Annotated in this window: 23 protein-coding genes; 14 read left to right on the top strand and 9 right to left on the bottom strand. The window is 44.5% G+C overall.

The annotated features are described in order from the left end of the window. Positions 1-34: 34 nt before the first annotated feature. The 3 genes from KUA49_RS03400 to KUA49_RS03390 form a co-directional block, all read right to left on the bottom strand. Positions 35-3,730: an ATP-binding protein gene (locus KUA49_RS03400; RefSeq protein WP_218412026.1), complete on the bottom strand. Its 3,696-nt coding sequence runs from the start codon at positions 3,728-3,730 to the stop codon at positions 35-37. After that, the gene (locus KUA49_RS03395; RefSeq protein ID WP_256624781.1) at positions 3,727-4,332 is read right to left on the bottom strand and encodes a condensin complex protein MksE; all 606 of its coding nucleotides are present in this window, start codon (positions 4,330-4,332) and stop codon (positions 3,727-3,729) included. The genes KUA49_RS03400 and KUA49_RS03395 overlap by 4 nt, the downstream gene beginning before the upstream one ends. Before the next feature lie 80 nt (positions 4,333-4,412). Beyond that, complete coding sequence (locus KUA49_RS03390) at positions 4,413-5,612, bottom strand: hypothetical protein (protein ID WP_218412027.1); 1,200 nt, start codon at positions 5,610-5,612, stop codon at positions 4,413-4,415. Between the two features lie 301 nt (positions 5,613-5,913). On the opposite strand from KUA49_RS03390, the gene KUA49_RS03385 reads away from it, so the two are divergent. From KUA49_RS03385 to KUA49_RS03375, 3 genes are all read left to right on the top strand, one after another. Beyond that, complete coding sequence (locus KUA49_RS03385) at positions 5,914-6,582, top strand: DUF3800 domain-containing protein (RefSeq protein ID WP_217763513.1); 669 nt, start codon at positions 5,914-5,916, stop codon at positions 6,580-6,582. Further along, entirely contained in the window at positions 6,582-7,118 is a 537-nt protein-coding gene (locus KUA49_RS03380; RefSeq protein WP_218412028.1) for a hypothetical protein, read from the top strand. The genes KUA49_RS03385 and KUA49_RS03380 overlap by 1 nt, the downstream gene beginning before the upstream one ends. Positions 7,119-7,284: 166 nt before the next feature. Further along, positions 7,285-9,177, top strand: a complete 1,893-nt coding sequence (locus tag KUA49_RS03375; RefSeq protein ID WP_218412029.1) for a MutS-related protein — start codon at positions 7,285-7,287, stop codon at positions 9,175-9,177. A gap of 70 nt (positions 9,178-9,247) precedes the next feature. Here KUA49_RS03375 and greA read toward each other — a convergent pair whose 3' ends face one another. Then, positions 9,248-9,712: a transcription elongation factor GreA gene (gene greA / locus KUA49_RS03370; protein ID WP_089544955.1), complete on the bottom strand. Its 465-nt coding sequence runs from the start codon at positions 9,710-9,712 to the stop codon at positions 9,248-9,250. Between the two features lie 241 nt (positions 9,713-9,953). Here greA and KUA49_RS03365 point away from each other — a divergent pair, with 241 nt between their 5' ends. After that, positions 9,954-11,522, top strand: coding sequence for a PepSY-associated TM helix domain-containing protein (locus KUA49_RS03365; protein ID WP_218412030.1), 1,569 nt, complete (start codon positions 9,954-9,956; stop codon positions 11,520-11,522). 123 nt (positions 11,523-11,645) lie between these two features. On the opposite strand, the gene KUA49_RS03360 is transcribed toward KUA49_RS03365, so the two are convergent. Next, a complete protein-coding gene (locus KUA49_RS03360; protein ID WP_218412031.1) occupies positions 11,646-12,779 on the bottom strand; it encodes a 5-methyltetrahydropteroyltriglutamate--homocysteine S-methyltransferase in 1,134 nt (377 codons plus the stop codon). Between the two features lie 254 nt (positions 12,780-13,033). Between KUA49_RS03360 and KUA49_RS03355 the strand changes: the two genes are divergently transcribed. The 3 genes from KUA49_RS03355 (at position 13,034) to KUA49_RS03345 (ending at position 15,855) form a co-directional block, all read left to right on the top strand. Further along, positions 13,034-13,510: an Lrp/AsnC family transcriptional regulator gene (locus KUA49_RS03355; RefSeq protein ID WP_118141730.1), complete on the top strand. Its 477-nt coding sequence runs from the start codon at positions 13,034-13,036 to the stop codon at positions 13,508-13,510. An 11-nt stretch (positions 13,511-13,521) separates the two neighbouring features. After that, on the top strand, positions 13,522-14,220 hold the full coding sequence (locus tag KUA49_RS03350) for a M15 family metallopeptidase (RefSeq protein WP_256624776.1): 699 nt from the start codon (positions 13,522-13,524) through the stop codon (positions 14,218-14,220). A 477-nt stretch (positions 14,221-14,697) separates the two neighbouring features. Further along, positions 14,698-15,855 (top strand): DUF3810 domain-containing protein, encoded by a 1,158-nt coding sequence (locus tag KUA49_RS03345; protein WP_218412032.1) that lies wholly within the window; start codon positions 14,698-14,700, stop codon positions 15,853-15,855. Between the two features lie 154 nt (positions 15,856-16,009). Here the strand turns inward: KUA49_RS03345 and KUA49_RS03340 are convergent, their stop codons facing one another. The 3 genes from KUA49_RS03340 to KUA49_RS03330 form a co-directional block, all read right to left on the bottom strand. After that, positions 16,010-16,501, bottom strand: coding sequence for a hypothetical protein (locus tag KUA49_RS03340; RefSeq protein WP_218412033.1), 492 nt, complete (start codon positions 16,499-16,501; stop codon positions 16,010-16,012). A gap of 93 nt (positions 16,502-16,594) precedes the next feature. Beyond that, on the bottom strand, positions 16,595-16,984 hold the full coding sequence (locus KUA49_RS03335) for a hypothetical protein (RefSeq protein WP_218412034.1): 390 nt from the start codon (positions 16,982-16,984) through the stop codon (positions 16,595-16,597). A gap of 48 nt (positions 16,985-17,032) precedes the next feature. Next, positions 17,033-17,572, bottom strand: coding sequence for an RNA polymerase sigma factor (locus KUA49_RS03330; RefSeq protein WP_218412035.1), 540 nt, complete (start codon positions 17,570-17,572; stop codon positions 17,033-17,035). A 1,080-nt stretch (positions 17,573-18,652) separates the two neighbouring features. Between KUA49_RS03330 and KUA49_RS03325 the strand changes: the two genes are divergently transcribed. Both KUA49_RS03325 and KUA49_RS03320 read left to right on the top strand, forming a co-directional pair. Beyond that, complete coding sequence (locus KUA49_RS03325) at positions 18,653-19,042, top strand: hypothetical protein (RefSeq protein WP_218412070.1); 390 nt, start codon at positions 18,653-18,655, stop codon at positions 19,040-19,042. 46 nt (positions 19,043-19,088) lie between these two features. Continuing rightward, the gene (locus tag KUA49_RS03320; RefSeq protein WP_218412036.1) at positions 19,089-19,853 is read left to right on the top strand and encodes an ADP-ribosylglycohydrolase family protein; all 765 of its coding nucleotides are present in this window, start codon (positions 19,089-19,091) and stop codon (positions 19,851-19,853) included. A 605-nt stretch (positions 19,854-20,458) separates the two neighbouring features. Here KUA49_RS03320 and KUA49_RS03315 read toward each other — a convergent pair. Beyond that, positions 20,459-21,082: a vWA domain-containing protein gene (locus tag KUA49_RS03315; protein ID WP_218412037.1), complete on the bottom strand. Its 624-nt coding sequence runs from the start codon at positions 21,080-21,082 to the stop codon at positions 20,459-20,461. Between the two features lie 188 nt (positions 21,083-21,270). Here KUA49_RS03315 and KUA49_RS03310 point away from each other — a divergent pair, with 188 nt between their 5' ends. The 5 genes from KUA49_RS03310 (at position 21,271) to recA (ending at position 26,425) form a co-directional block, all read left to right on the top strand. Continuing rightward, on the top strand, positions 21,271-22,860 hold the full coding sequence (locus tag KUA49_RS03310) for an ATP-binding protein (RefSeq protein ID WP_218412071.1): 1,590 nt from the start codon (positions 21,271-21,273) through the stop codon (positions 22,858-22,860). Between the two features lie 44 nt (positions 22,861-22,904). Next, positions 22,905-23,285 (top strand): fluoride efflux transporter CrcB, encoded by a 381-nt coding sequence (gene crcB, locus KUA49_RS03305; RefSeq protein WP_218412038.1) that lies wholly within the window; start codon positions 22,905-22,907, stop codon positions 23,283-23,285. A 201-nt stretch (positions 23,286-23,486) separates the two neighbouring features. Further along, positions 23,487-24,095 carry a DUF6621 family protein gene (locus tag KUA49_RS03300; RefSeq protein ID WP_218412039.1) on the top strand — a complete coding sequence of 203 codons (609 nt, stop codon included), beginning with the start codon at positions 23,487-23,489 and terminating at the stop codon, positions 24,093-24,095. Between the two features lie 42 nt (positions 24,096-24,137). Beyond that, complete coding sequence (locus tag KUA49_RS03295; RefSeq protein ID WP_006848470.1) at positions 24,138-25,379, top strand: saccharopine dehydrogenase family protein; 1,242 nt, start codon at positions 24,138-24,140, stop codon at positions 25,377-25,379. A gap of 26 nt (positions 25,380-25,405) precedes the next feature. Further along, complete coding sequence (gene recA / locus KUA49_RS03290) at positions 25,406-26,425, top strand: recombinase RecA (RefSeq protein ID WP_203040743.1); 1,020 nt, start codon at positions 25,406-25,408, stop codon at positions 26,423-26,425. Positions 26,426-26,697 lie beyond the last annotated feature (272 nt).

Genomic DNA, 26,697 nt, shown 5'->3' with positions numbered 1-26,697 from the left:
TCATATCAGCCGATATTTCCATACACGAGAGGTTTTATAATCTCTTGATTAATTGAGTTACCTTTGTATTTGCCCTATTGTCTTTGCTGAGCAGATAGGTGTATTTGTAATCCTCCACATTATAGGTAGTTGGCGAACTGTTTACCAGCAGGATGTTGCGGCGATTGGCAAAGTCGAGGATTCCCTTCACATTGTTAGGATGCAACTTGCCTATCTCGTCCATCATGCAATGAATCTTGAAATCGCCCGATTTCTTCGATGCCTTCTCCTTAAACACGTTGATGAGCATGATGTTAACCATCGCCTTTACAAGAATGTCGGTGCCATCAGATCCCACGTTCGCTATCTTCTCTACCCATCCCGTATCATTATCATTTTCCTTGATGCGGAACTCCAACTTAAAGGTATCTGCCACCTGCAATTGCTTGCGGTTAGGCTCATCCAGAAGCCCCTTCATGAAAGCAAGAAGATATTTCACCGCCTTGGCATTCACATCCTGGCGTGACTCGGTGGCAAAGAGATCCATCTCTCCCATATTGAACTGGTTCTCTTCCGCAAAATCTCTGATACGCAAAAGGAGGATCATCAGCTGGTCGTTGCTCTTCAGCGGGCGCAAGGCGATTTCCCTAATAACACCTGCGAAATTCCGCTCCTCGAAATCGTGGTTGATATCGTTGATGGTCTTGCCGATGTCGCCTTCCCTTCGGGTAAGATCACCCACCTCCTTGGAGATTCGGAAGATGATGTCGGTATATCTTCCACTGATGCGCTTCTGATATTCCGAGATTTTATCATTATCCACAAACTCGCAGAGATTGGATGCGAAGGCGATGAACTCCTCTTCTGTTACCGGACTTACATTGAAATGGAAGGTGTTGTGAGCAGAAAACATCCCCAGGAACTGCTGAGATTGCTTCTTGAAGTTGTCGAGCGTACGGCTGTCCTCATAAATCAGGCGCTTCAGCTCTTCTACGATGGCAAGACAATCTTTGGTGGTGATTTTCTCCCCAACCTCACTACTACCCAACGGGCACAAGGTTGCATCGTTCCGGAAGTTCTTTACTGCATTCAAGCCCGCCTCCAGCTTTCTTAAATCAGCCTGCTGCTTAGCCAGTTTTTCCTGTGCCACAGACAATTGCAGTTTGAGTCGTTCACTGCGCTGCCTGAATTTATCTTCAATCGTCATCAAAGCCTCAGCCTTGTTTTTCCGTTCCTGTCTTACGGAAGATTCCTGGTCAAAGAGTTCTATCTTGTCGTTTCGGTAAACCGCCACCACATCACGATTCTTCCTGATAAACGCCAATTCAGCATCCAGTTCTGCTATGCGCTTGTTGTAAGCATCCAAAGCCTGGGTATCCATACCCTTGCCATGAAGTTCATCGTGCTGTGCTTTCATGATTTCCTGTCTGCGGGCATCCATCTGGTTCTGCTTATCTTCTATCTGGGTACGAATATCCTGGGCAAAGACTTCATATTTCTGAGTTTCCACCTTAACCTGCCGGTTGTATTCCACCTGATGCGCTTTCAGTTTGCGCTGCAAATCCGTCTCCAGCTGGCGCTTCAGTTCTTCCTTTTTCACCTTATCGGCAACCAGCGCATTCTGCTTATCTTCCAATTCAGACAGTTGCTGGCTGCGCCATTTCTCCAAACGGTTTTTCAATTCCAGCAATTGCATCTTGAGCTTCTTTTCCGTCTGAGGCAACAGTTGTATTTCTGCCTTTTTAGCATAAAGCGATTCATTCAGCTTTCTTATCTGAAGCTGATATTTCCCCTTCAAGTTTTTATTGTCCTCCTCATGCTGGTTCTGTAAATCATTCAGCAGCTTGATGATGTCTGCACGAAGCTGTTCTTTTTCTGCGAGTTGCTCCTTCAATTCCTTGGGAGTTCTGAATTTTCGCTCTACAGCTGCCAGATTGATGCTTACGCCATAGAGAGAAGCAGAGGTTGATGATGAAGATGAAGAAGATAATGATGACGAAGAATCGGCAACCAATTGCGGATTCAATACATTATTATATAGTATCGCCTCCTCATCTACCACTTTTCCGATATTCTCCTGCCATCCCTTTCTGTTCTGGTCGAGCCATTCGGAAAACGAGCCTTTGCTTTTCTCCAAGAGATTCTGAATTTTTCTGATTTCAGCCTCAACATCCGCTTTCTGCTTCTTGGGTTCATCGAGCGAAGCCTGGTATTTCAGTTCTGCTATCTCCAATTCCTTCTCGGCTTCCTGACGCAAGGTTTCAATGCGCAGTTCCACTTCCTTTATCTCGGTTTCCACCTGAAATTGTCTGGCTGTAAATTCGGCAATCTCCTGTTCGTTTGTCTCCATCTCCCGGGCAAAAGGATTCTCGTGAGCCACCTTTGCCTTCTGAATCTTCAAGGCAGTTTCCTCATGCACCAGTTGCGCCATCATCTCATCCACAGCAGAAATCTTCTTCTGAAACACCTCTCGGGTTTCCGTTTCAGCCTTTCTCCATTCCTGCATCAGAACTTCCTTCTGGGTCATCAAGGCTGCCTGATGTTCATTGAGCAAGGCGGTCTTGCTGTTTCTGAAAGCATGCAAATCCATATCCAGCTGTTCGAGCAGAGCCTTATACTTATCCACCACGTTCTGATAGGATTTCTCCAGTTCTGCCTTCATCACTTCCTGTCGCCTGCGCTCATCTTCTATGATGGTTTCCTGCTCAACTCGCTGCAAGATATCTTCTATATGAATTTCCTCATAATGCTTGCGCTTGGCGGCAGTTTTCTTTAGCTGCGCATCGAGTACGCCCAATTCACGGGAGAGTTTATCACGCTCCTTTCCATATTTTTCCTGTTCCTCACCTATCAGGCGACTTACCCGGTTGCATTCCGCTTCACTTTCCTGGATATCAAGACGATATTGCGGCAGGAGTTCCTGTGCCATACGCTCTGCATAATTGAGTTCCCTGCGCCCCTCGCCAATCAGGCGGCGATTGTTCAGCAAGGTGCGATACGCATCTATCACCTTATCGGCTATGCGGCGAATCAGCACTTCGCCATTCTTCTCTTTCTTCGTCCAGAGGCTCACATCCTTATACTCCTGTTCAAACTCCTTGATCTGTTCACGATAAAAGTTAAGGTCAATGCTGTTATCCTCATCACTCATCGAGCGGATGATGGTATTCTTGATGAAATCGGCATCCAACTTGGTATTGAGGAAGACATTCTGGATAGTGCGGGGGATATTCTGGTACTTGGCACTCTCTACAATGGCATACTTGCGAAAAGGCTGAAGTTCCAGGCGACGATTGTTGCCGAAGATGATGTCACGATACATCTCATAACTGCTTACCAGCGAAGATATATAATGTTTCTTACCCACCTGCTCACGTATCTGGCTCCACTCGCCATACACCAGCTTACGCTCATCGATAAACCATTTGCTATCAAACGGGGCATCGATGAAACGGAACATCACTCGTCCCTGATTCTTCAAGGCAAGCACACAGTAGGCCCCATTCTCACGCATCACCTCATAGACAATGTATGAATTGGGATAAGGAAAATAAAAGGCATCAAACGATTTCTTCTCCTTCGGGATGCCCAGGCGCAACTTATCTGCATTATAGAAAAACAGCAGCGCACGGAGCAAGGTACTCTTGCCCACACCCTGAGTGCCGATGAAATGAACATTTCCATCGAGCTTCACCTCGGCGTATGGGATATGGGCACTATTCAGAAATATGATTTTATTCAGATATCTCATGGCTGTTCCTCCTTTTCCTTATCCGTTTCTTTATCTTTTTCTCCGGTATGTTCGGCATCATCGGTATTATCAGTATCATCGGTAATAGATATGCAATCTATCAACTCCTCGATATAATGGAATGAAGTCAATACCTTCCAGTTTTTCTCCACTTCATCCTGCTGCTCAACGAATCCCATTCTCTCCAATTCGCTAATCAGTTTTTCCACTATTTCATCATACGATTTTTTCTCGCTGAAGAGTTTTCCGGCCAATTCCTTCAGTTCCATATCACAATTGATTCTCACCACGATATCCGCCGCAGAGAATACCAAACCGGCTCCGAAGGCTGAATTGTAAGTCTTCAGAAAGGTGAGATAATCTATCCATTTGCTCACCGCCTCTAATTTACGCTGCAAATCCACCTTGGTTTCCTTACGGGTAAAAAAGAAGTAGCCATCGCCTGCTTCCAGATGGAATCCGATGCCCTGGTAGTACTCATCATATTCTGACTGATAGTCTTCTATGGCATCATAATACCGCTTGATTTTTGCCTGAACACTGTTGTTGGATATGAATCCACCCCTGCTCAGGATATTAAAGATTTCTTCTGTATAATTCAATTTATTCATTGTTCTGTCGTCTTATTTTATCCAGATTTTATCTGGAAAGAAAGCATTCTTATCTCGGGAGAATCGTATCATTATCTCGGGAGAATCATCGGATATTCTACTCCATCCGATTCTGCATAATTACCCGTAAACTTCAACTTATCCACATATTGCGAAGCTATCTGGCAAAAATACACGAGCTTATCTTCCCGGCTTTGTTTCTTATCATAGTGATAATTCATGACGAAAGCAAAGAGATGGGTACTCGATGCCGAGAAGGCATTATAGATTTCCTGCAGATTCACCGCCTCCAACTTCTGCCTGTTACCTTTGAGATAATCATCGGGGATAGGTTCTGCCAAAGAATCGAGCCGGCGGCCTTTCCTCTTTTTCAGATTTTCAGAAAGAATGCTGATGCATTGCAGAGCCTCATCGGATGTGCGAAGATTATCTATCGACAACTTGATGTAATACTTGGGTTGCGGTTCCATCCAAACGGCATTCCGGGTGGCAATAACCTGTCTTATATCCGTAGCCTCTTCCCAGCGGAACTGGTCTTTCAGATATTTCAGTTTTTTCACCTTTTCGAAGATGCGGTTCTGATAATCTATCATATTGAGGTACTGGATAATCTGGCGTTCTATCTCCAGCAGATTATGATAAGACTCGTTGAGCTGCAGGCGCACATCATTCACCACGTTTTTCATCTGCACATCCATCGCCATGGAGAAGAAGACGGGCTGATCGGTATCTATCACCCGTTCGCTCTCGGTGATGAGCTGAGATATGTTCTTCAACTTCTCGCTCAGTCGCTGGAGTTTCGTTTTCTTGATTTCGTAATTAGGCTCATTCTTATAAGTATTATCCATATTACGCTTCAAATCCAACACATTTCGAACGGTGGCAAGAGCTATGGTCTGCAGACACCGGCGCACCTCCTTAAGATACTTATATTTTCGGGTATCGTTATTTTCCTTGAGATAATAGTCGATATTCTCATTCAACACAGAGATGTAATCACGCACAGAAGAAACATTGATTTCCTCGTTCACTTCCAGCACATCCTCGAAGAACTTCTGATACACGTCTTCCATCTCCAGACAGTCGCCCGTATCACGAATCACTCCATTTTCTATCAAATATCGGATGCGCTCCTCCTTGTATTCGGTCATTTCCAAGGCATAGTCATAACGAAACTGAAGGGAATGTCGCTTGGCAAACATCTCCTTCAGCAAAACCTTTTCCCGGTCAAGAGTTTTAATCAATTCATCTATAGAATGGAAAGTACCCATTGGTTTGTCATTTAAATATCTATTTTTATTTTTCGGTGCTAAATTACTTATTTTTTATAGAACAGCCAAATTTTCATAGCACTTTTTTGTCTGAATTACGATAATTTGATAAAAACATGCAATTGCAAAGAGGAGAGTTTTTACTTTTCTTAGCTTTATAAGCCAAAAAAGTATAAAATTGGGGCTATTTATATAGTACAATCAAATAAAATCACTATTTTTGCAAAGACAATAACCAATTGAAGAGGTGTGTCATCATGAGTCATAAATAATAATAAACTTATAAAAAGATTAAATTAAAATGGCAAACAAGACATTCAACATTTATTGTGACGAGAGTTGCCACCTAGAACATGACCACAAAACATATATGTTGCTAGGTAACATCAGTTGTGCGTATCCACAAGTAAAAAGACACTCCGAGCGCATAAAAGAACTCAAGAAAAAGCATCATTTTTATGCTGAAATTAAGTGGACCAATGTATCTCCTTCAAAACTTCCTTTTTATATAGAACTTATAGACTACTTCTTTGATACAGATTTAAAATTCCGTACAGTAGCCGTACGTAAGGAAAAGATTATGTGTAAAGAACACCAAATGACATTTGATGATTTTTACTACAAAATGTATTACCAGTTACTGAACCATAAGGTCGATTCGGAATATCATTATAATGTATATCTTGACATAAAAGACACATGGTCAAACACAAAAGTCACAAAATTGCAGGACATTCTAAACGTAAAGTATGGAGTATTCCAAAAAGTACAATGCATCCGTTCAGAAGAAAGTCTTCTGTTACAGCTAACAGATTTATTAATGGGTGCTATCTCGTACGAAATTAATGTTCAAGAAAAAAAAAGCAGTGCAAAAGAAAAGGTCATAGCACAAATTAAAAAACACTGCCCTGACTTATCACATACAAATTCATCGAATAAGTTGAACCTCTTTTTTATAAATTTGAAATAATGTACAATCTTTTAAAGCAATATAATGCCCTTCTCGAAGTAGATTCTATGAGTCCAGCGCAAAGAACAATCTCTTTGCGAGGCGTATTCAATAGAGATATACAAAATAATAATAAATTCTCATTTCGAGAAAAGAAGATCTATCCAATTCCTAAGGAAGGAATGGACAAACTGGAAATGTTATTTTGGCATTTAACGACAAAGGTAGTTGATTATTCAACTAACCACAGAGAATATGACAAAGCAAGAAGTGTTCGTTTACATTGGATAAAGTATCATATAGAAGAGCATAAAAAAGATAATATGCTGATCTTCTCAACAAAAAACGGACGCGAAAAAAGGACGTACATATATGATAAGACAGAACAATACGTAATTGTACTTGAGCCCAAAGAGGCAAAAAGAATCGACTCTGAGGAAAAAGAACATCCCTATTATTATTACTATTTGCTTACAGCCTATAAGCTGGAAGGAAAGGATAAAAAACGTAATAAGATAGAAAAGCTATATGAACGTAGATTGCCTTCTGTCTTATAAAACAGCAAAGGACGCAAGGCATCTTGGCCTAACGTCCTTCGATTTCCTTCCTTCAAATGATGGATGAACTCTGCCGCAAAGTTACGAGTTTTTCCGTTACAAACAAAGATTAAATACCTTTATTTTCGTTAATGTTAACGAATTTAACTTATTATGTAAAATTAAAATGAATATCAAGGAGAATTATCAACAATATGTAAGCCGATATGCTTCTGAGGTAGCTGCCTTGAAGCATAAGAATACAGGATTTATAACGGGCGAGCTGCTAGCTTTTGGCGGCATCCTCGCTTTTCTAATCTGCTATTTCGCATTGGATGGGGATACACAGAACTATCTGTTGGGGGCGGCGTTGTGCCTGATTGCCTATCTGGGAATCAGACGACTTGACGACAAGAACAAGGAGAAGATAGAGCATCTTTCGGCTTTGCTCAAGGTTTATCAGGACGAAATCAAGGCTTGGGAGGGCGATTTCTCACCTTTCGAAACGGGCGATTCCTATCAGAATCCGCAGCATTCTTATTCCTTCGACCTCGATGTCTTCGGCAAGAGTTCGCTGTTCAACCGCATCTGCCGAACCATCACATCGGGCGGTTCGGAGGCACTCGCCAGGAATCTTACCCGGGAAACGCCTCTGAATATGGAAGATATCAAAAGAAGAAGAGATTTGCAGAAGGAATTGGCGGGAGAAGGCGAAAACTGGCGAATGGAATTCCTGGCACTTGGCGAAAAGAACAGAAGCCAAACTGCGGATGGCAAAATGGTGAATGGCAAGATGAAGAAGATTGATTCAGCTGCGGTGGTGGATGCGATGCAGAAGGTTTCGAAGATGGAGGTGCCGGCATGGTTTGGATCTCCGGTTTCGCTCGTTATCGGATGGCTGATGATTATCGGAGTCATCGGTTCCGTGATTCTATCGATATGCGATATGGTTTCGGTGGATTTCGCCCTGTGGTGGGTGTTGGTTCAATACATGGTGGTATTCTTCGTCTGCAAGCAGACACTTGACAAGATAGACAGCAATGGCGGCAAGCTTCGCCATCAGCTCATCGCCTATGCTCAGATACTTCAGCTTATCAACAGGCGCAATTTTCATAGCGAATTAGGCAAGGAGATGCAGGATTCCCTGGCAGATGCCCTGCCTTCCTTTGCCCAACTGGAAAAGATATTGAAGGGGTATGACAGAAGAGGCAACTTCCTGGGTCTTTTCTTCACCGATGCCTTCATGCTGAGCGATTTCTTCCTGGTTCGCAGTTTCCTGAAATGGAAGAATACCTATATGGTGAAGATGGAGGAATGGATGCATATCATCAGCGAGATGGATGCAATGGTTTCGATGGCGAATTTCCGATATAATCATCCGGAGGCGGAAGAGGCGGAGTTTGTTTCGGGAAGTCCGGAAATCGTTTTCGATGGAAAGAATCTCTATCATCCTTTCCTGGGTGCCAAGGCGGTGAAGAATGATTTCAACATCAAGGATGACAACTATTATATCATCACCGGAGCTAACATGGCGGGAAAGAGTACCTTCCTCCGTTCGCTGGGTGTGAACTATATCCTGGCGATGGCGGGTATGCCGGTGTTTGCGGATCAGCTGAAGATTTCCCGTTTCAGATTGTTCTCGAGTATGAGAACCACCGATGATCTTACGCATGGCATTTCTTATTTCAATGCAGAATTGATCAGATTGGAGGAACTTCTGAAGTTCTGCAAGGAAAGTGCAGAGGGAATGTTCTGCAAGGAAAGTATAGCGGGCAATAAGGAATCACTCCGAACGCTGATTATTCTGGATGAGATTCTGAAAGGAACGAATTCATTGGATAAGCTGAATGGTTCGAGAAAGTTCCTCGAAGCCATCGCCAAGCAACCGGTGAGCGGCATCATTGCTACCCACGATTTGGAACTTTCCAAGATGGAGAATGATGCATCAGGAAAATTCCACAACTATTGTTTCGAGATAGATTTGGGCACGGATGTTACCTATACTTATAAGATACAGAAGGGTGTGGCAAGAAACCAGAATGCTACCTTCTTGCTGAATAAGATTCTGGAGAAATATTAGAATAAAAAGGGAAACTCCCGATAATTTGATCAGTTTCAAATTATCGGGAGTTTTCCTTTTAAATAATACATTATAACTCAACGCTATCCAGGCGGAATTTCAGCAAGCCGGCTGGTACCTTTACCATTACCTCATCACCTGCTTTCTTACCCAGAAGGGCCTTGGCGATAGGCGACTTGATAGAGATTTTTCCACTATGCAAATCAGCCTCGTGAGGATTTACGATAACATAACTCATGCTGCACTTGTTGGCGAGATTGGTAATCTTAATCTTGCTCAACAAGCCAACGGTATCGCTCTTCAGGCGTGACTTGTCGATGACACGGGCATTCTCCAAGACCTTCTGCTTGAAGCTGATGCGACTCAAAAGCTTGCCCTGCTCACGCTTGGCAGCATGATACTCGAAATTCTCACTGAGGTCACCCTTGTCGCGAGCCTCAGCAATTGCATCGCGAACGGCTGGCAACTCTACGTTAACCATGTGTTGAAGTTCGGCCACGAGCTCATCGTAGCCTTCTTGAGACATATATTCCATTTTTCCTATTTTCTTAATTATCTATTTATCTTATTGTTCTTAAGAATGATGATTTTTAATTTCGGGGTGCAAAGTTACTAGTAAAACATGAAATCACCAAACTTTTTTAGTGAAAAAATTGAGAATCCTTTGTTTTTGCCAATGGCAAAGGCTTTTCAAATCATTATTTTTAGGTATTGCAGAGGTCGGAAAATATCACTAACTTTGCAGCCCAATTATAAAAGCATTAAAAGAAAAGATAATGAGAGATAAAAAGAACAAACATTTCACATGGAAGAAATACCACCGATGGTTCGGACTTATACTATCCGTCTTCATGCTAGTATTCTGTGTATCGGGCATCATCCTGAACCATCGCCAGCTCTTTGCCGATTGCGATATAAGTAGGAGCTGGATGCCTCCGGCTTATCATATCCAGAACTTCAATAACGGCGTTATCAAGGGTTCCATCAAGGCATCTGATGATTCCGTTTTGGCCTATGGCTACGGCGGCATCTGGCTTACGGATTCAAAAATGAAAAGCTGGAAAGATTTTAACAAGGGATTACCCAAGAACGTGGATGGCAGAAATATCCGAAACATGGTGCAGACGAAGGATGGAGAAATCTGGTGCGCTGCCATGATGGATGTTTATCGCTTCACCGGAAAGGAATGGAGAAGATTTCCATTACCCGATAATCATGAGAGAATCGCTGATATTACATTGACCAAAGATAGCACGAGCCTCATCGCCATGACCCGCTCTGCCGTGTATGAAATATCAGGCAAGAAGATGAAAACTGCTAATGATAAGATAGATGCTGCAAGCGAAAATCTGATGGCAACCCGAAAGATCATCGGTCAACCAGAAGGCTTTACCCCGATGGTTACCCTCTTCAAAACCGTTTGGCATCTGCATAGCGGTGCTTTCTTCGGATTAACTGGCAGATTGATAGTGGATGCCATCGCCATCGTACTCATCATCCTTTCGATTACGGGCATCATCCTCTTTATTCTGCCTTACCGTATTCGCCGACAGAAGCGTTTGCAGGCAAGAGAAAGAATGGTGAAGCTTGGCAAACAGATGGTTTTCAATGCAAAATGGCACAACAAACTGGGATATGCCACCATCATCCTGACGCTTTGGATTTCCATTACCGGCATGTGCCTCCGCCCACCTTTGATGGTGCCGCTTGCCATGAACAAGACCACAGAAAAAGTGAAGGATGGAAATGTCTGGCACGATAAGCTTCGCGCCATCCGATGGGATGCAGCAGAGGGCAACTGGCTTGTTTCTACCTCAGAAGGTTTTCTGCGTGTAGATGAGCATTTCCAGCATCAACCTACCTTATTAAATAAGGAGAAGACACCAAAGGTAAGTCCGATGGGAGTTACCGTTTTCGAGAGCGACGGCAAAGGTGGTTGGCTGATTGGTTCTTTCAGCGGCATGTTCCGCTGGTATCCGGAGAAGAACCTGATAGTGGATTATTTCACGGGGAAACAGAATATCGAAAAGTCGATGATTCCGATTTCAAACCATCTGGTTAGCGGTTATTCCAAGGACTTCTTTGGAGGAAAAGAAGTGATTTTCGATTATAGCAAAGGGGCGAGCTTAGGTGAAACAGCATCTACCCCAGAGTTGCTTTCAGCCATCCCTATGTCGCTTTGGAATGTGGCATTAGAACTCCATGTGGGTAGATGCTATTCTCCATTCTTAGGTCCTCTTTCCGACCTTTTCGTCTTCATCTCCGGCTTGCTGATTACGCTGGTTTTGCTTTCCGGCTATATCATATTAAAAAGGAGAAAGAAGAAAGGGCAAAAGCATTTATAAATCATTGGTATATAAAGCTTTTGCCCTTACAGGGCGACATTCTTGCTTATGCGTAACCCAGGGCGCTGCCCTGGGCTAGGAGCTTCTGCCCTTTCAGGGCGTGTAGAGTTTTAATAATACCTTTTATTCTCCCCAAACTTCCTCAGAAATCTCTCTAACCAAATCAATCTTTGCCCATTGCTCAGCATCGGTCAGTTTATTGCCGATCTCGCAAGAGGCGAAGCCGCATTGAGGACTGAGACTTAAGCGATTGAGAGAAATATACTTGGCAGCTTCGTGGATTCTGGCGATAACCGTAGCCTTATCCTCCAACACTGGAGATTTGGAGGTTACCAAACCCAGAACCACCTTCTTGCCATCTGCCACATATTTCAATGGTTCGAAACCGCCCGAACGCTCATCGTCATACTCCAGATAGAAGGTATCCACATCCTCATGAGCAAACAGATAAGGAGCTACGGCATCGTAGGCACCTTTGGTGGCATAGCAGGAATGATAATTGCCTCGGCATACGTGGGTGTTGATGGTCAACCCCTCCGGTTTGCCCTCGATGGCAAGGTTGTTCACCTTCAGATATTGCAGAGCTTCCTGTTCAAGGGTGAACCCGTTGCCCACCTTAGCCTTCCAGTAATCGCTATCCACAATCATTCCCCAGGTGCAATCATCCAGCTGGATGGTGCGGCAACCAGCTGCATAAATCTCCTGGAAGAAGGTGCGATAAGCCTGGGCAATATCCTCAATCAGCTGGGTGGTGTTAGGATAGAACTTGCGGGTGTTCTCGGCATTCTTGCCACGAAACAGTTCCGCAAGGAACTGTGCTGGAGCTGGAACCGTCTGCTTTGCCTCGAAGATATACTCGCCCTTGGCATCCAACTCCTCAAACTTCTTCACAAACAGGAAATCCTTGATAAAAGGATGATTCTCGCCGGTAATCTTGCCGGTCAGTTGGATAGAACCCTTGGTTGTCTCCTCGCCATGAAACTGGTAGCCATGCTCCAGTTCGATATGTTCCACACCATTGAAACCCCACATAAAGTCGAGATGCCAATAGCTGCGGCGAAACTCGCCATCGGTGATATAAGGCAGGCGATGCGCCTTCTGCTGCTTGATGACCTCAGTAATCAGACGGTCTTCGATGCTGCGAAGGTCGGTGGCAGAAATCTTGCCATCAGCAAACTTGGCTCTTGCTTCCTTCAACTCTGCAGGGCGCAAATAGCTGCCCACTGCCTCAAAATGTATATTTCTTACGTTACTCATTATTTTATCTCCTATATTTTTAAATGGTGAATGACTCTTAATATCTTTTTTATGATGAATGACTCTTGATTTGCCATCATCTGATGATGAACGGCTCTTTGCATCCGGAATTGCGAGTGCAAAGGTAAGAAGAAGAAAATTATCTGCCAAATATTCTTCGCAATTCAGAAAAATATGCTATCTTTGCAGCGTATTTAGAAAATCAGCAGAATATTATTCTGCAAAAATAAACAAAAAACAGAAACAAAGGAACAATGGCTACAGAAGAAAATCTCGACGAAATCGATATCAAGATACTCAAGTTGTTGCAGCAGAACTCCCGACTCACCGTGAAGGAACTTGCCGCAAGAGTACACCTCTCCCCTTCTCCCACCTTCGAGCGACAGAAGCGACTGGAGCGTGAGGGATACATCCAGCGATATGGAGCGATAGTGGATCATCACAAGATGGGACACAACGTGATTGTGCTCTGCAATATCCGATTGAAGCAGCACACCCACGACTTGATTCAGCAATTCATGGATACCGTACAAACCATCGACCAGATAACGGAATGCTACAATACCACCGGCGATTACGACTTCCAGATCAAGGTGTATGCCCGCGATATGAAAGCCTATCAGGACTTCATGCTCAACACCCTGGGAAACATCGACTGCATCGGAAGCCTCCACAGCATCATCGTGATTGGAGAAATCAAGGATTCGCATTATATTCCCGTAGCAAAATAAGGAGAAACGTTATGACAGTAAAAAGAATTTCAATAATATGCCTGTTTATTTCCATGCTTTTCTGCCTTCCATCCAAGGCACAGAAGCCGGGAGATATCGTCAGCGAGCAAACCATCAGAAAACTGGGAGAGAAGCATTTCTTCTCCATTTCCCCCATTCCTGATGATATTTTCCGCCTGATGCAGGGGAAGACGTATAAGAAGAACTGCACCGTAAAAAGAAGCGAACTGCGATATCTGCAATGCCTGCATGTGGATAAGGACGGCAGGAAGATAGTGGGAGAAATGGTGGTGAACAAGGCGATAGCGGCAGATGTACTCGATATTCTCAAAAAGCTCTACGAGGCGAAATATCCGATAGAGCGAATGAGACTCATCGACTATTGGGATGCCAATGACGAAAGGGCGATGAGAGCCAACAACTCATCCAGCTTCAACTTCCGCTTCATCTCGCATACCCATACCGTTTCGAAGCACGGCAAGGGACTTGCCATCGATATCAACACGCTCTATAACCCCTATCACAAACGGCTGAAAAACGGCAAGGATGTGGTGGAGCCAGCCACGGCACGCCCCTATCTCGACCGCAGCAAGCATCATGTTTACATGATTAAAAAAGGCGACCTCTGCTACCGCCTCTTCAAGGCAAAGGGATTCAGATGGGGAGGCGACTGGAAGCACAGCAAGGATTACCAGCATTTTGAGAAATAGAAAAAGAAAAGCCTCGAAAGCAAGAAAGCAAGAGAAACTTCGAAAATACATAAAAAAAGGCTATGCTGTTATTGCATCAGAACGAGCAATAGGGCATAGCCTTTTATTATCCGAACCTATCTTAACCTTTTTATATAACAAATAATCCAATCAGGAGATACAATCTGAAAATTTACAACGAATCAGGTGTACCAGATTGAATTATATTCTCTGCGCTCATCTTCCTCATTATAGAGGTTCTCATACTCAAGGCCCCTAGCCTCGAATTCTTCCAATGTCTGTTTCATAATAGTTCCTCCCATGCTTTTGATGTTAATAATCTGCCTTTACAACCGCAAAGATACAAAAAAAACAGGCTCGCCGTGTCAATTATTCAGAAAAGTTTTGTAATTTTGCACCATCATTGCACAATAGGCTCAAAAAGTGCAAAACATTCTCTGTATCAGAGCATATTCAAACTTTAAAAAAAGAAGTAAAATGAAGAAACTATATAGATTAGATGCATGGCATCAATTGCTAGCATTACGGTTCAAATCATTGAAGTGGCGCCATGGGGTACTGATAGCATTGCTCATCCTCGTTACCCTAACGAAGATGATTCCGCTTTGGGGATTCATCTACACCACCCGCATCTATCCCGTCATCGGCACCCTTCTCTCGCCCATCTCGGGATTCTTCCCCTTTGCCGTGGGCGATATCTTCATCGCCCTCAGCATCACCTGGGTTATCCTCTATCCTATTTACGAGATAGGATTGAGGAAGAAGAGGGTTTTCGGAAGAGTGGCGGAGTATCTGCTGTGGGTGTATGCCTGGTTCTACATCGCCTGGGGATTGAACTATTCACAGCCGAACATCTATTATAGAATAGGCATGAAACCAGTAGAAGTATCGAAAGCCAAATTTAAGAAATTTGCCTATCAATACGCAGATAGCCTCAACGCTCTAAGCAATGCATCTCTCAGCAATGCCAGGAAGAGCATTTCCCCTGATAGCATCGTGGATGATGCCTTGAAGAACCGGGTGCGGGATGCAGTTTTGAAGGAATATAATAAAATAGGATACCGGGAAGGCATCAACAAGCCTTTCAACCAGCATCCACATGCCAAGACGATGGTGTTCACACCCCTCAGCTCGATGGCTGGCGTAACCGGAAGCATGGGACCGTTCTTCTGCGAATTCACCCTTAACGGTGATATTCTCGCCCACGATTATCCAGCCACCTACGCCCACGAATTTGCCCATTTCCTGGGCGTAGCCAACGAGGGCGAGGCGAATTTCTACAGTTACATCGTGTGCACGGCATCGGCAGATAAGCAGGTGAGATTCAGCGGATATTACCACATTTTTTTCCATGTATTGAACAATGTTTTTGATATTCTTGGCGAAAAGGAGGGAGAAAGATTCCTGAAACATATCCGTCCCGAGATTATCCAGCGGGCAAGAAACGACCGCCACTACTGGCTCAGCAAGCGATGCAAGGCATTGGATGCCGCCCAGGATTTCATCTTCGAACTCTATCTCAAGGGCAACCATGTGGCGGAAGGCAGGAAGAGCTATTCAGGCGTTATCGGCTTGATACTAACATGGAATGAAAAGAAAGAAACGATTCTGAAATACAAAAATTCAAGAAACTGAGATAATACAAAAGCAAGAAACTGAGATAATGCAAAAGACGGTTGGTCAACATTCTTGAACCAACCGTCATTCGCATATACCTGAATAGAAAGTAAAATCTTAAATTTGCTTTGTGTTTCCAAAGACGTTTCTGAAAAAACACATTATTTCTTCTCTATCCCTGTTGACCTAGCTTTTTTCCAGGCATAGGCTTACCATTCTTGCCCATACCCTTGCGCAGACCTTTCTGAGCAAATCGTTTCTTCATCTGTCGTTCTATCTCATAAACCCGCTGAATCTGCTGCTGAGTCAAGAACTGAGAATACTTTTTGTAGTATTTCTGACGGATGTTGAGAATCTTCTCGCTCATCTCAAAACGCTGCTTAATCTCCTGCTCTGTCTGAGCATCTGTCTTTACTTCGCCTTTCTTATGATGAGGGCGAGGTCCTAATGCCCAAACCTCTTTCTGGCACTGGGTATAGGTGCCAATAAACTTAGAACTGGTCTTGTCATCAAGACCCAAATCGTGAGCAATATATTGTGCCTGCTTTTCAGCCAACTGTTCACGAGTGAGGCGCTGTTTCTGATTAGGCGCCTGTGCAAATACACTTGTAGAAACGGTCATCATTGTGACAACCATCATCAAAATACCTAAAATCTTTTTCATAATTCACCTTAATTTATATATTTCACCTTATTTTATATATTCCACCTTATTTTATATATTATAGAATCTATATAATTATATTCTTGAATCCGTTTATTCATCAAGAAATACATCCTCCTGATAGACATTGAGCAAATAAGCCTGATCAGCAGGAGACAACTGAGCGAAAGCCTGATCTACCGCTTGCATCTCATTATCTGCCTGAGATGGCAGAGAAGAATGAGGCGCAGCGAAATCGATGTTGAGTATCAGGAGTACTGCCACCGATGCTGCCACTGCCATTGCAGCCGCCCATATCACCTTCATCAGAGGTCGCTTCTTCGGCTGTTTCCTGACAGGTTTCGGTTTGTCACCCTTCACCTGTTCCAGGATATTGGCTTCCATCTCCTTGAAGAATCCTTCTGGCGTTGAGTAAGGCATCCGCTTACCCACCTGGTCGAAGTTGAACTTTCCGGTTTTATTGAAATCAAAATTTGTATCCATATTCTTTTCCATTTTGAATAACCATTAAAAAACTCATAGAACTCTCACTTAATCGTTCGAATTCATGTACTTGATAATTTTCTCCTTGGCAATATGATAGCTTGCCTTGATACTGGTTGGCGTGGAATCCGCAACCTTCGCTATTTCGTCGAACCCGAGTTCGTCGTAATATCTCATATTGAATGCCAACTGCTGCTTGGGCGGAAGCAAAAGAATAGCCTTCTGCAGTTTCACCGCCACCTTATCATCAAAGTCGATATAATTATCGCCTTGAATCAGGTTGACACCTGTGGTTTCCGATTCTATAGAAACAACTTCCTGTCTCCGTTTGCTGATAATCCTAAGAGCCTCATTCGTGGCTATGCGATAAATCCAGCTTCTCAGAGAGCAATCGCCCCGATAGTTGCCGAACGAGCGATAGATTCTCACAAAGGTTTCCTGCGAGGCATCCTGCGCATCATCGTGCGAAACCACCAGTCGGCGAATATGCCAATATACGTTTTCCTGATATTTCGCCATCAGCATCCGAAATCCGTTCTGTGGATTTTCCTTCAGCGCTTCCATAATGCCTTTGTCATTTATACTCATATTCGTTTTATTTCTTGAACGTTACGATTATATGACCATTCAAAATGGGAAAAGTAAAAAGGCGGGATACTTTTTTTTCGATACCAGCTTAATTTCTACTTCTCTTTTCTCTTTTAATATCATAGAGAAGAGAAAAAAAGGAGCTATTCCTTCGGTTTCTCAAAGAAAAAGTATATATTTGCAAACGAATTGCGGATATCAAAAAGATATATCGATATGAAGAAAGAAAAGAATTTTTCAGAAAAGGATTTTTCGGAAAAGATAGAGACATCGGATAAGAAGGCATTGGAAAGCTTATCGGATGATGAGATTCTGCAGGGATTCAAGGATGCCGATGCCAGAATAGTGAGGGAGTATTACTACGGATACTGCCGGGTGGCTTATTGCATCTACGATAAGCGATACGACCTGCAGAACAAGCCGGGTATGGATTTCTTCTCGCTGGCTCACGAATACTATCTCTATCTCTGCGAACACGACTTCAAGCCGCTGGAAGACAGGAAGCCGAGCATGTCGCTCAAAACATGGATGGTAAACGGCTTCCGGTTCCTGCTGCTGGATAAGTTGAAGGAGGTGGTGAAGGAGCACCGTTTCGAGAGTTTCGAGGCAAGGCAGGAAAGCCGCAAGATGCAGTTTGACGTGACCGACAACCAGTTTGAGCACGATCTTTACCAGACGATAGAAGACATCGGCAATTTCTATTATGGCCGAGACAGCAAGAACAGCATCATCCTAAAGATGCTCTATATAGAGGGATTCAGGGGCAAGGACGTAGCCGCACAGTTGGGCATATCCCATTCCGCCGTCACCCAGCGTTGCCAGAAGATGATGCACGATGTGGTGATTCCTTATTTCAAGAGATACTTCGACGCATCGGAATACGGAAGCTATCTGTCGTTTGCAGAGGAAGACACATCTGTTTCAAGTGCTCCTAAGATGTCTATGCCGGGAATGAGTTCTATGTCAAGAATGAGTTCTACACCGGGAATGATGGCAGAATGCAAGTGCTGCGAGGAAGCGGCAGATAATGGCAATAACATATTTAATAACATATTTAATAATAAGAAGAATATGGAAGATATGAAGAAGGGAAGAATCACTCCTCGCTGGATTGATTCATTGAAGGAGAACGAGGTATTTGTGTTTGGCAGCAATCTGGCTGGCATGCATGGTGGTGGTGCTGCCCGCATTGCCCGATTACATTTCGGTGCCGTCATGGGCAAGGGTGTAGGATTGCAAGGTCAGAGTTATGCCATTCCTACGATGCAGGGCGGCGTGGAAACCATCCGTCCATACGTGGATGATTTCCTCGACTTTGCCAAGCATCATCCCGAAATGCATTTCCTGGTAACCCCAATAGGTTGCGGCATCGCCGGCTTCGAAGCCGAAGACATCGCCCCATTGTTCGAGAGGGCAAAGGAGATGAAGAACATCAGCTTGCCGGAAAGTTTCTGGGAGGTGATAGAGTAAAGGTTTAGGAAAATTATCAAACAAAGTTAGGAAAATTATCAAATTAATGTTAGGAGCAATAATAGGAGATATTGCTGGCTCAAAATATGAGTTCAACAATACGTTTGATTATGATTTCGAGATGTTCGGCGAGGGATGCGACTTCACCGATGATACCATTTGTACGGTGGCGATAGCCGATGCGATTCAGAACGGGCGAAGCTATCAGGAAAGCCTGCTGGATTGGTGCCGCCGCTATCCTTCTCCAAAAGGAGCGTATGGCGGAAGATTCGCAGGGTGGATTCGTTCTCTTGATCCGCAGCCATATAATAGTTTTGGCAATGGTTCGGCAATGCGAGTATCGCCGGTAGCTTGGCTCTTCGATGATCTGTCGCAGGTTTTGGAAGAGGCAGAGAAAACGGCTCTTCCTACTCATAACCATCCCGAAGGAATCAAGGGAGCCCAAGCCGTGGCTCATGCCATCTGGCATTTCCGCAAGAGCAAGGAAAGCCATTTGCCAGATGATGAAGCAATGAAAGCCTTCAAGAATATCGCCCGCAGCTATTATGAGGATTTCGATACACGAGATTATCCGAAAGGCAAGTTCGATGAAACCTGTATGGATGCCGTGCCATTATCTTTCGATATTCTTTCAAAAGCCTCATCCTTCGAGGATGCCATCCGCCTAGCCATATCTCATGGCGGCGATAGCGATACCATCGGAGCCATCGTTGGCTCCATCGCCGAAGCCCGATTTGGTATTCCACAAGATATAAAAGAGAAGGCTATCAGTTATCTGACGGATGATATGAAAGATGTTATTGGTAACTGAACTTTCGCAAATGGCATCCTACCGGCCCCAAAGGGGACCGGAGGTTACTTACAAAACTTAAAAACCAAAATATATTTTCCCTTAAGGCTAATTATATTTTCCCTTAAGGCTAAATATTTTTAGGCTTAAGGGAAAATAATCCCTGCCTACTTCACGGATATTCCTTTCTAAATCCAAGGCTTCGCAGGAATTGACAGAGGACGTAATCTAGCTTTTCTACTTCACACTACATGATTATGCAGAACAATTCAGTACTGGAAAAATCTTATATAAACGATTTTCACCGTCAGAGCAGCTTGGCTGCGTTAAAGGGGGAACAATACATGTTATAGCATCCTTACTTGCGGGAGCAGAAGTTGGCGCAAATCAACTCACTGCGCCAGAACACAGTTTCAAAAGAGAACAGCAACTTGGAAAGATCCAAGAAAAACGCATAGAAAGCTGGGCGAAAAAGGCAGGATGCTGGGTAGATGACACTAGCGTCTACAACGATTAATATAAAAAATAGCAAAAGCAGCACGATTTATCATGCAGCTTTTGCTATTCCCATTTTATTTAGTTTACTCGCTTGCAGGTAATTCTCTGCTTATACTGAGGTCCATCCTTTACTTCTCCTCAAAGTAACTACCCGCTTCCATCTTGCAATCCATCGCACGGCACTTGTTATAGCGCTCCCTGGCTCTGTTTTCTCTAGCAAACATCGCCTTGGTGCCAGCCTCATCTTCTGAAAACTGGAGGTGGTTGTCGATACCCATACCATGAGCTATGTTCTCCACATCAAGGTCATCGGTGCCGATGAAGGTAAAAGTCCAGTTCTGCTTCTTCAGTTTTTCTATGAGGTTCTTGATCATCTTCAGATCATACTCCTCGCTGCAGTTCTCCTCACCATCCGTAATGATGGTAACCAACACGCTGTCATCCTCGGTGGTCAGGGCGTTGATCTTGGCGATACCCATACCGATGGCATCATAAAGCGGGGTGCCGCCACATGGATTGTAATCCCTTGACTTCAATGGGTTGGCATGGCGGGCAGACACATTATCATAGAACAGCTTCTTGTGGGTGCTGTCGAAGGTGATGAGCGTTACACGCTGCTCCATGTTCAGATGCGTCTTCTGCATTTTCTGAATCGTGGTCAGGGTCTCGTTGATGCCCACCAGTGCCTGGCGCTCGATAATACTCATGCTGCCACTCTCATCTACGACCAAAAGATTGAATACTCGTTTCATAACTTGTTTCTCCTATTTATTTTAATTGTTCAACATAATTTTATAAGCAAGAAGAACTATTCCCTGCTTCTATTTATCCCTTTAAAGAAAGAATAGAGGGAAAAATTAAGAAAAGGTACATAAAAAATTTGCTTGTATCGTTATTTTTTGTAATTTTGCAGAAAATAAGGAACAAGCGTATGAATAATATGAAATATCCGATAGGCATACAGAGCTTTGAGAAAATCATCACAGAAGGATATCTTTATATAGATAAGACTCAGATGATTTATGATATGGTAGAAAATGGCAAGATTTACTTTCTGAGTCGTCCCAGACGATTTGGAAAGTCACTCCTCGTTTCTACACTTGAATGCTATTTCCAAGGAAGAAAAGAACTGTTCAAGGGCCTAGCCATTGATAATCTGGAAACCGACTGGAAGCAATATGCGGTATTCCACCTTGACTTCAATGGCAAGGATTTCACACAAGCAGGTCAGCTGGAGAAGACGCTGATTGATTTCGTTGAATCGCAGGAAGCCATCTACGGCAAGGCCCCCTTTGCTTCCACCCTCGGCGACAGATTCATTGGCGTACTGAGAAATGCCCACGAAAAAACAGGACTTCGCGCCGTTGTCCTTATTGATGAATACGACAAGCCTCTGCTAGACGTATTGGATTCTACACTGAAAACAACCGATGCAGATGGCAACGAGCGGCTGTTGGAAGATAGGCATCGGGAAATTCTGAAAGGTTTCTACAGTGTATTCAAGGCTGCCGATAAAGACCTACAATTCGTTCTGCTTACAGGAGTTACCAAATTTTCGCAAGTAAGCGTATTCAGCGGTTTCAACCAACCCGAAGATATCAGCCTTTCTGCCCACTTCGATACACTCCTCGGCATTACAGAAGACGAGTTGCGCTCTACCTTTTCACAGCAAATTGCAGAAATGGCTGAGGAATATGATGTTTCAAAGGAAGAAATACTGATAAAACTGAAACGCCAGTTTGACGGCTACCATTTCAGTCGCAGGATGCGAGGCGTATATAATCCTTTCAGCATCTTGCGTGCCTTCAAGGAAATGCTCATCGACGACTATTGGTTCCAAACGGGTTCACCCACCTATCTGGTTCGCCTGCTAGCTCATAGCGATGAAAACATCAACGAACTGGTGGGAAAATATTATCCTACCAAGGATTTCGACGACTATAAGGCAACCATAGAACGCCCTTTGCCGATGATATATCAAAGCGGATATCTGACCATCAAGGGATGGTCAAGGAATACCAATTCCTATCTGTTGGATTTTCCGAACGATGAAGTTAGAAGGGGATTCATCAGTTTGCTGGCAGCAGATTATCTGAAGCCAAAAGTTTCACCAGATTCCTGGGTTCTACAGGTAATCGAAGCATTGGGAAAGGGAGAATGCAAAAAGCTGCATCAGCTGATGGTTTCTTTCTTTGCCAGCATCCCTTATTCCCAGCGAAGAAAAGATGATGAACGTGAGAAGGAGCGTTATTTTCAATATACATTCTATCTGGTATTGAGGATGATCAGCTCCTATACCATCTTCATCGAAAAAGAGCAGAGCGAAGGAAGAGTAGATTGCATCATAGAAACCCCTCTGTACATTTATATATTTGAGTTTAAGAGGGATGGAAACGCAAGAGAAGCGCTCCAGCAAATCGAAGATATGGGATACGCCCGGGAATATTTATCAGATAAGAGAAAGATATTCAAGATAGGATGCAGTTTCTCATCAAAAACAGGAACAATAGATGATTGGGGAGAGCGTTGAATCTCTCCCCCCGATAGCATTTTATACATATATTATATAAGGAGATGAAAGAAATATTGATAGTAAGCATAGGCAGCTTCTTCGGGGGCGGCATGAGATATTGGATTTCAAAGATGGTGCAATCCTGCACGGTGATAGCCTTTCCGTTCGGAACAATGGCGGTGAATGTGGCAGGATGCCTCATCATCGGGTTTCTCTCGGGATTGAACTGGAGGGAAGGGGGATGGATGTCGCCATCTGCCAAACTGCTGCTCACCACGGGGTTCTGCGGAGGATTCACCACCTTCTCTACCTTCATGAACGAAGGGGCGGGATTGATGAAGGAGGAAAATTACCTCTATATGATGCTCTACCTATTCGGAAGCCTGGCACTGGGACTTATCGCCGTACTCGCCGGGCATTATCTGGCGAAGATTATTGCATAAAATACAAAAGATTATCGCATAAAATACAGAAGATAGGATTCCATCAGATGAAGAAATGATGAAAATTCTATCTTTTTTATTATTTTATATTTTCAAAATGCCTTAATTACGAAATTTATTCGTAAATTTGCAGAAAATAATCTGCACTCGACAATTTGAAAGCATGCTTTCATTGTAATCGTTTGCTTAATTTTTGCACCAATGAATACATTAGATACAAACAATATAAAATGGAGCGAGAATGTAATCATCGCTGATGCCGACTATATCGACCGAGTGGCTTTCGACCTGACTGTCAACTTCGAGCGAATGATCAACCGACGCATCCAGCCAGCTGACATGGCACAATGGGCAGTGTGCATCGCCCTCGACGGAGGACTCAGAGAGGGGGAGCACGAAACGCAAGTGGTGCTTATCCACGATAAGAAAGCCATTGCAATGAAGAACTTCCGCCCTTCTAACTATGAAACGGACCTCAACGCCAAGGCTTTCAAGGATGATAAGCTAGGAGAATTCATCTTCTCGTCTTATCCTACAGAGGAGAAGATGGCGGGAAAGGATGAATTCCTCGTAGAAGTGGCACGCACCGTATGCAACGCCAAGGAGGTGAAAAGGGTGATGGTGATTCCGAACTCGGAGGATGGAGACGCCTACGACCAGCTGAGAGATATGCTTCGCAAGGTAGATGACGATGACAAGCGCATCACCCTCTTCGCCATGCAACCCATGCCGGGAGGAAACTTCCGACAGGAGATTCTGGGGTACTCGCTGATGAACGCCCTCGGAATCTCGGCAAAGGAGATAAAATAAACATTAAAATAATAAACATAATAATAAAAAATAAGATTATAAATGAGTAGAGTACTTATGATTGGCGCTGGTGGCGTGGCTACCGTGGCTGCCTTCAAGATCGTCCAGAACCAGGACGTTTTCACCGAGTTTATGATTGCTAGCCGTCGCAAGGAAAAGTGCGATAAGCTGGTTAAGGATATCCATGCCAAAGGCTACAAGATGGATATTCAGACAGCTGAGGTGGATGCCGACGACGTTGAGCAGTTGAAGGCTCTCTTCAATAGCTATAAGCCTGAGCTTGTCATCAACCTCGCTTTGCCTTACCAGGACCTCACCATCATGGATGCCTGTCTGGCTTGCGGATGCAACTACATGGATACCGCTAACTATGAGCCTAAGGACGAGGCTCACTTCGAGTACTCTTGGCAGTGGGCTTACAAGGATAAGTTTGAGCAGGCAGGTCTGTGCGCTATCCTCGGTTGCGGTTTCGACCCAGGTGTATCCGGCATCTTCACCGCATACGCTGCCAAGCATCACTTCGATGAAATCGAGGTGCTCGACATCGTGGATTGCAACGCCGGAAACCATCACAAGGCTTTCGCTACCAACTTCAACCCTGAAATCAATATCCGCGAGATTACCCAAAAGGGACTCTGGTATAAGGATGGCGAATGGATTGAAACCGATCCTTTGTCAATCCACAAGCCTCTCACCTACCCTAACATCGGCCCTCGCGAGAGCTATCTGATGCACCACGAGGAGTTGGAGAGCCTGGTGAAGAACTACCCTACCATCAAGGAGGCACGCTTCTGGATGACCTTCGGTCAGCAGTATCTCACCTACCTCGACTGCATCCAGAACCTCGGTATGAGCCGCATCGACGAAATCGAATACGAGGCTCCATTGGCAGACGGTTCCGGCAAGACAGCCAAGGTGAAGATTGTTCCATTGCAGTTCCTCAAGGCCGTATTGCCTAACCCACAGGATCTCGGCGAGAACTATGATGGCGAAACATCCATCGGTTGCCGCATCCGTGGTAAGAAGGATGGCAAGGAGCGCACCTACTACGTTTACAACAACTGCAAGCACCAGGAGGCTTACAACGAAACCGGTATGCAGGGCGTCAGCTACACCACTGGTGTGCCTGCCATGATTGGTGCTATGATGTTCCTCAAGGGCATCTGGAAGAAGCCAGGCGTTTGGAACGTAGAAGAGTTTGATCCAGACCCATTCATGGAGCAGCTCAACAAGCAGGGATTGCCATGGCACGAGGTGTTTGATGGTGACTTGGAAATTGATTAATTTTAAACTTTTAATTCAATTAAAATATGCAGGAAGGAAATTTGAATCCTAACGAGGGTAAGCTGAAGGCACTTCAGGCAGCCATGGCGAAGATTGAGAAAGACTTCGGCAAGGGCTCCATCATGAAGCTCGGTGATGAACACATTGAGAACATCGAAGTGATTCCTACAGGCAGTATCGCCCTTGACAATGCACTCGGCGTAGGCGGCTATCCTAAGGGACGCATCATCGAGATTTATGGTCCTGAGTCTTCCGGTAAGACCACTCTGGCCATTCATGCCATTGCTGAGGCGCAGAAGGCGGGCGGTATCGCTGCCTTCATCGATGCCGAGCACGCTTTCGACCGCTTCTATGCTGCCAAACTGGGCGTAGACGTGGATAACTTGTGGATTTCGCAGCCAGACAACGGCGAGCAGGCTTTGCAGATTGCTGACCAGCTGATCAGTTCTGCAGCCGTAGATATCGTGGTAATCGACTCTGTGGCTGCCCTTACTCCTAAGAAGGAGATTGAGGGCGACATGGGTGATAACGTGGTAGGTCTTCAGGCACGACTGATGAGCCAGGCTTTGCGCAAGCTCACCTCTACCATCAGCAAGACCAACACCACCTGTATCTTCATCAACCAGTTGCGCGAAAAGATTGGTGTGATGTTCGGCAATCCAGAGACCACTACCGGTGGTAACGCCCTGAAGTTCTACGCATCCGTACGCCTGGATATCCGCAAGGCCACAGCCATCAAGGATGGCGAAGAGGTGGTTGGTAACCTGGTGCGCGTAAAGGTGGTGAAGAACAAGGTGGCTCCTCCATTCCGCAAGGCGGAGTTCGACATCATGTTTGGCGAGGGTATCAGCCGTGCCGGCGAAGTATTCGGCTTGGCAGTAGCCAACGGCATCATCGACAAGAGCGGAAGCTGGTATAGCTATGCCGGCTCTAAGTTGGGTCAGGGCGCTGATGCCTGCAAGGCATTGCTCAAGGATAACCCAGAGCTTCTCGATGAACTGGAGACTAAGGTTCGCGAGGCACTCGCAGCCAAGGATCAGAAGTAGATTCAGATTCTAAAGTAGAATCAGATAAGGATTACACCTTATTATATATAAAGGAATCAAGATACGAGGGAATGCGACATTTTATCGCCCTTCTGTCTTGATTCCTTTTGTTTTGTCAGTACATATCTGACAGCTTGTCAGCTATGCCAATTTCAAAATCCCTTGGCACATGCTTTGTTATATAGGAAAGCGTGAACGCTGAGTTCAGGAAGTTCCCGACAGATGCATATCTTCGGCAGGCTTCTACCGAAGGAAGCGATTCATGAGATAAA

Source organism: Segatella copri, from assembly GCF_019249655.2.
GTDB lineage: Bacteria > Bacteroidota > Bacteroidia > Bacteroidales > Bacteroidaceae > Prevotella.
This window is presented reverse-complemented; position numbering and strand designations above follow the sequence as displayed.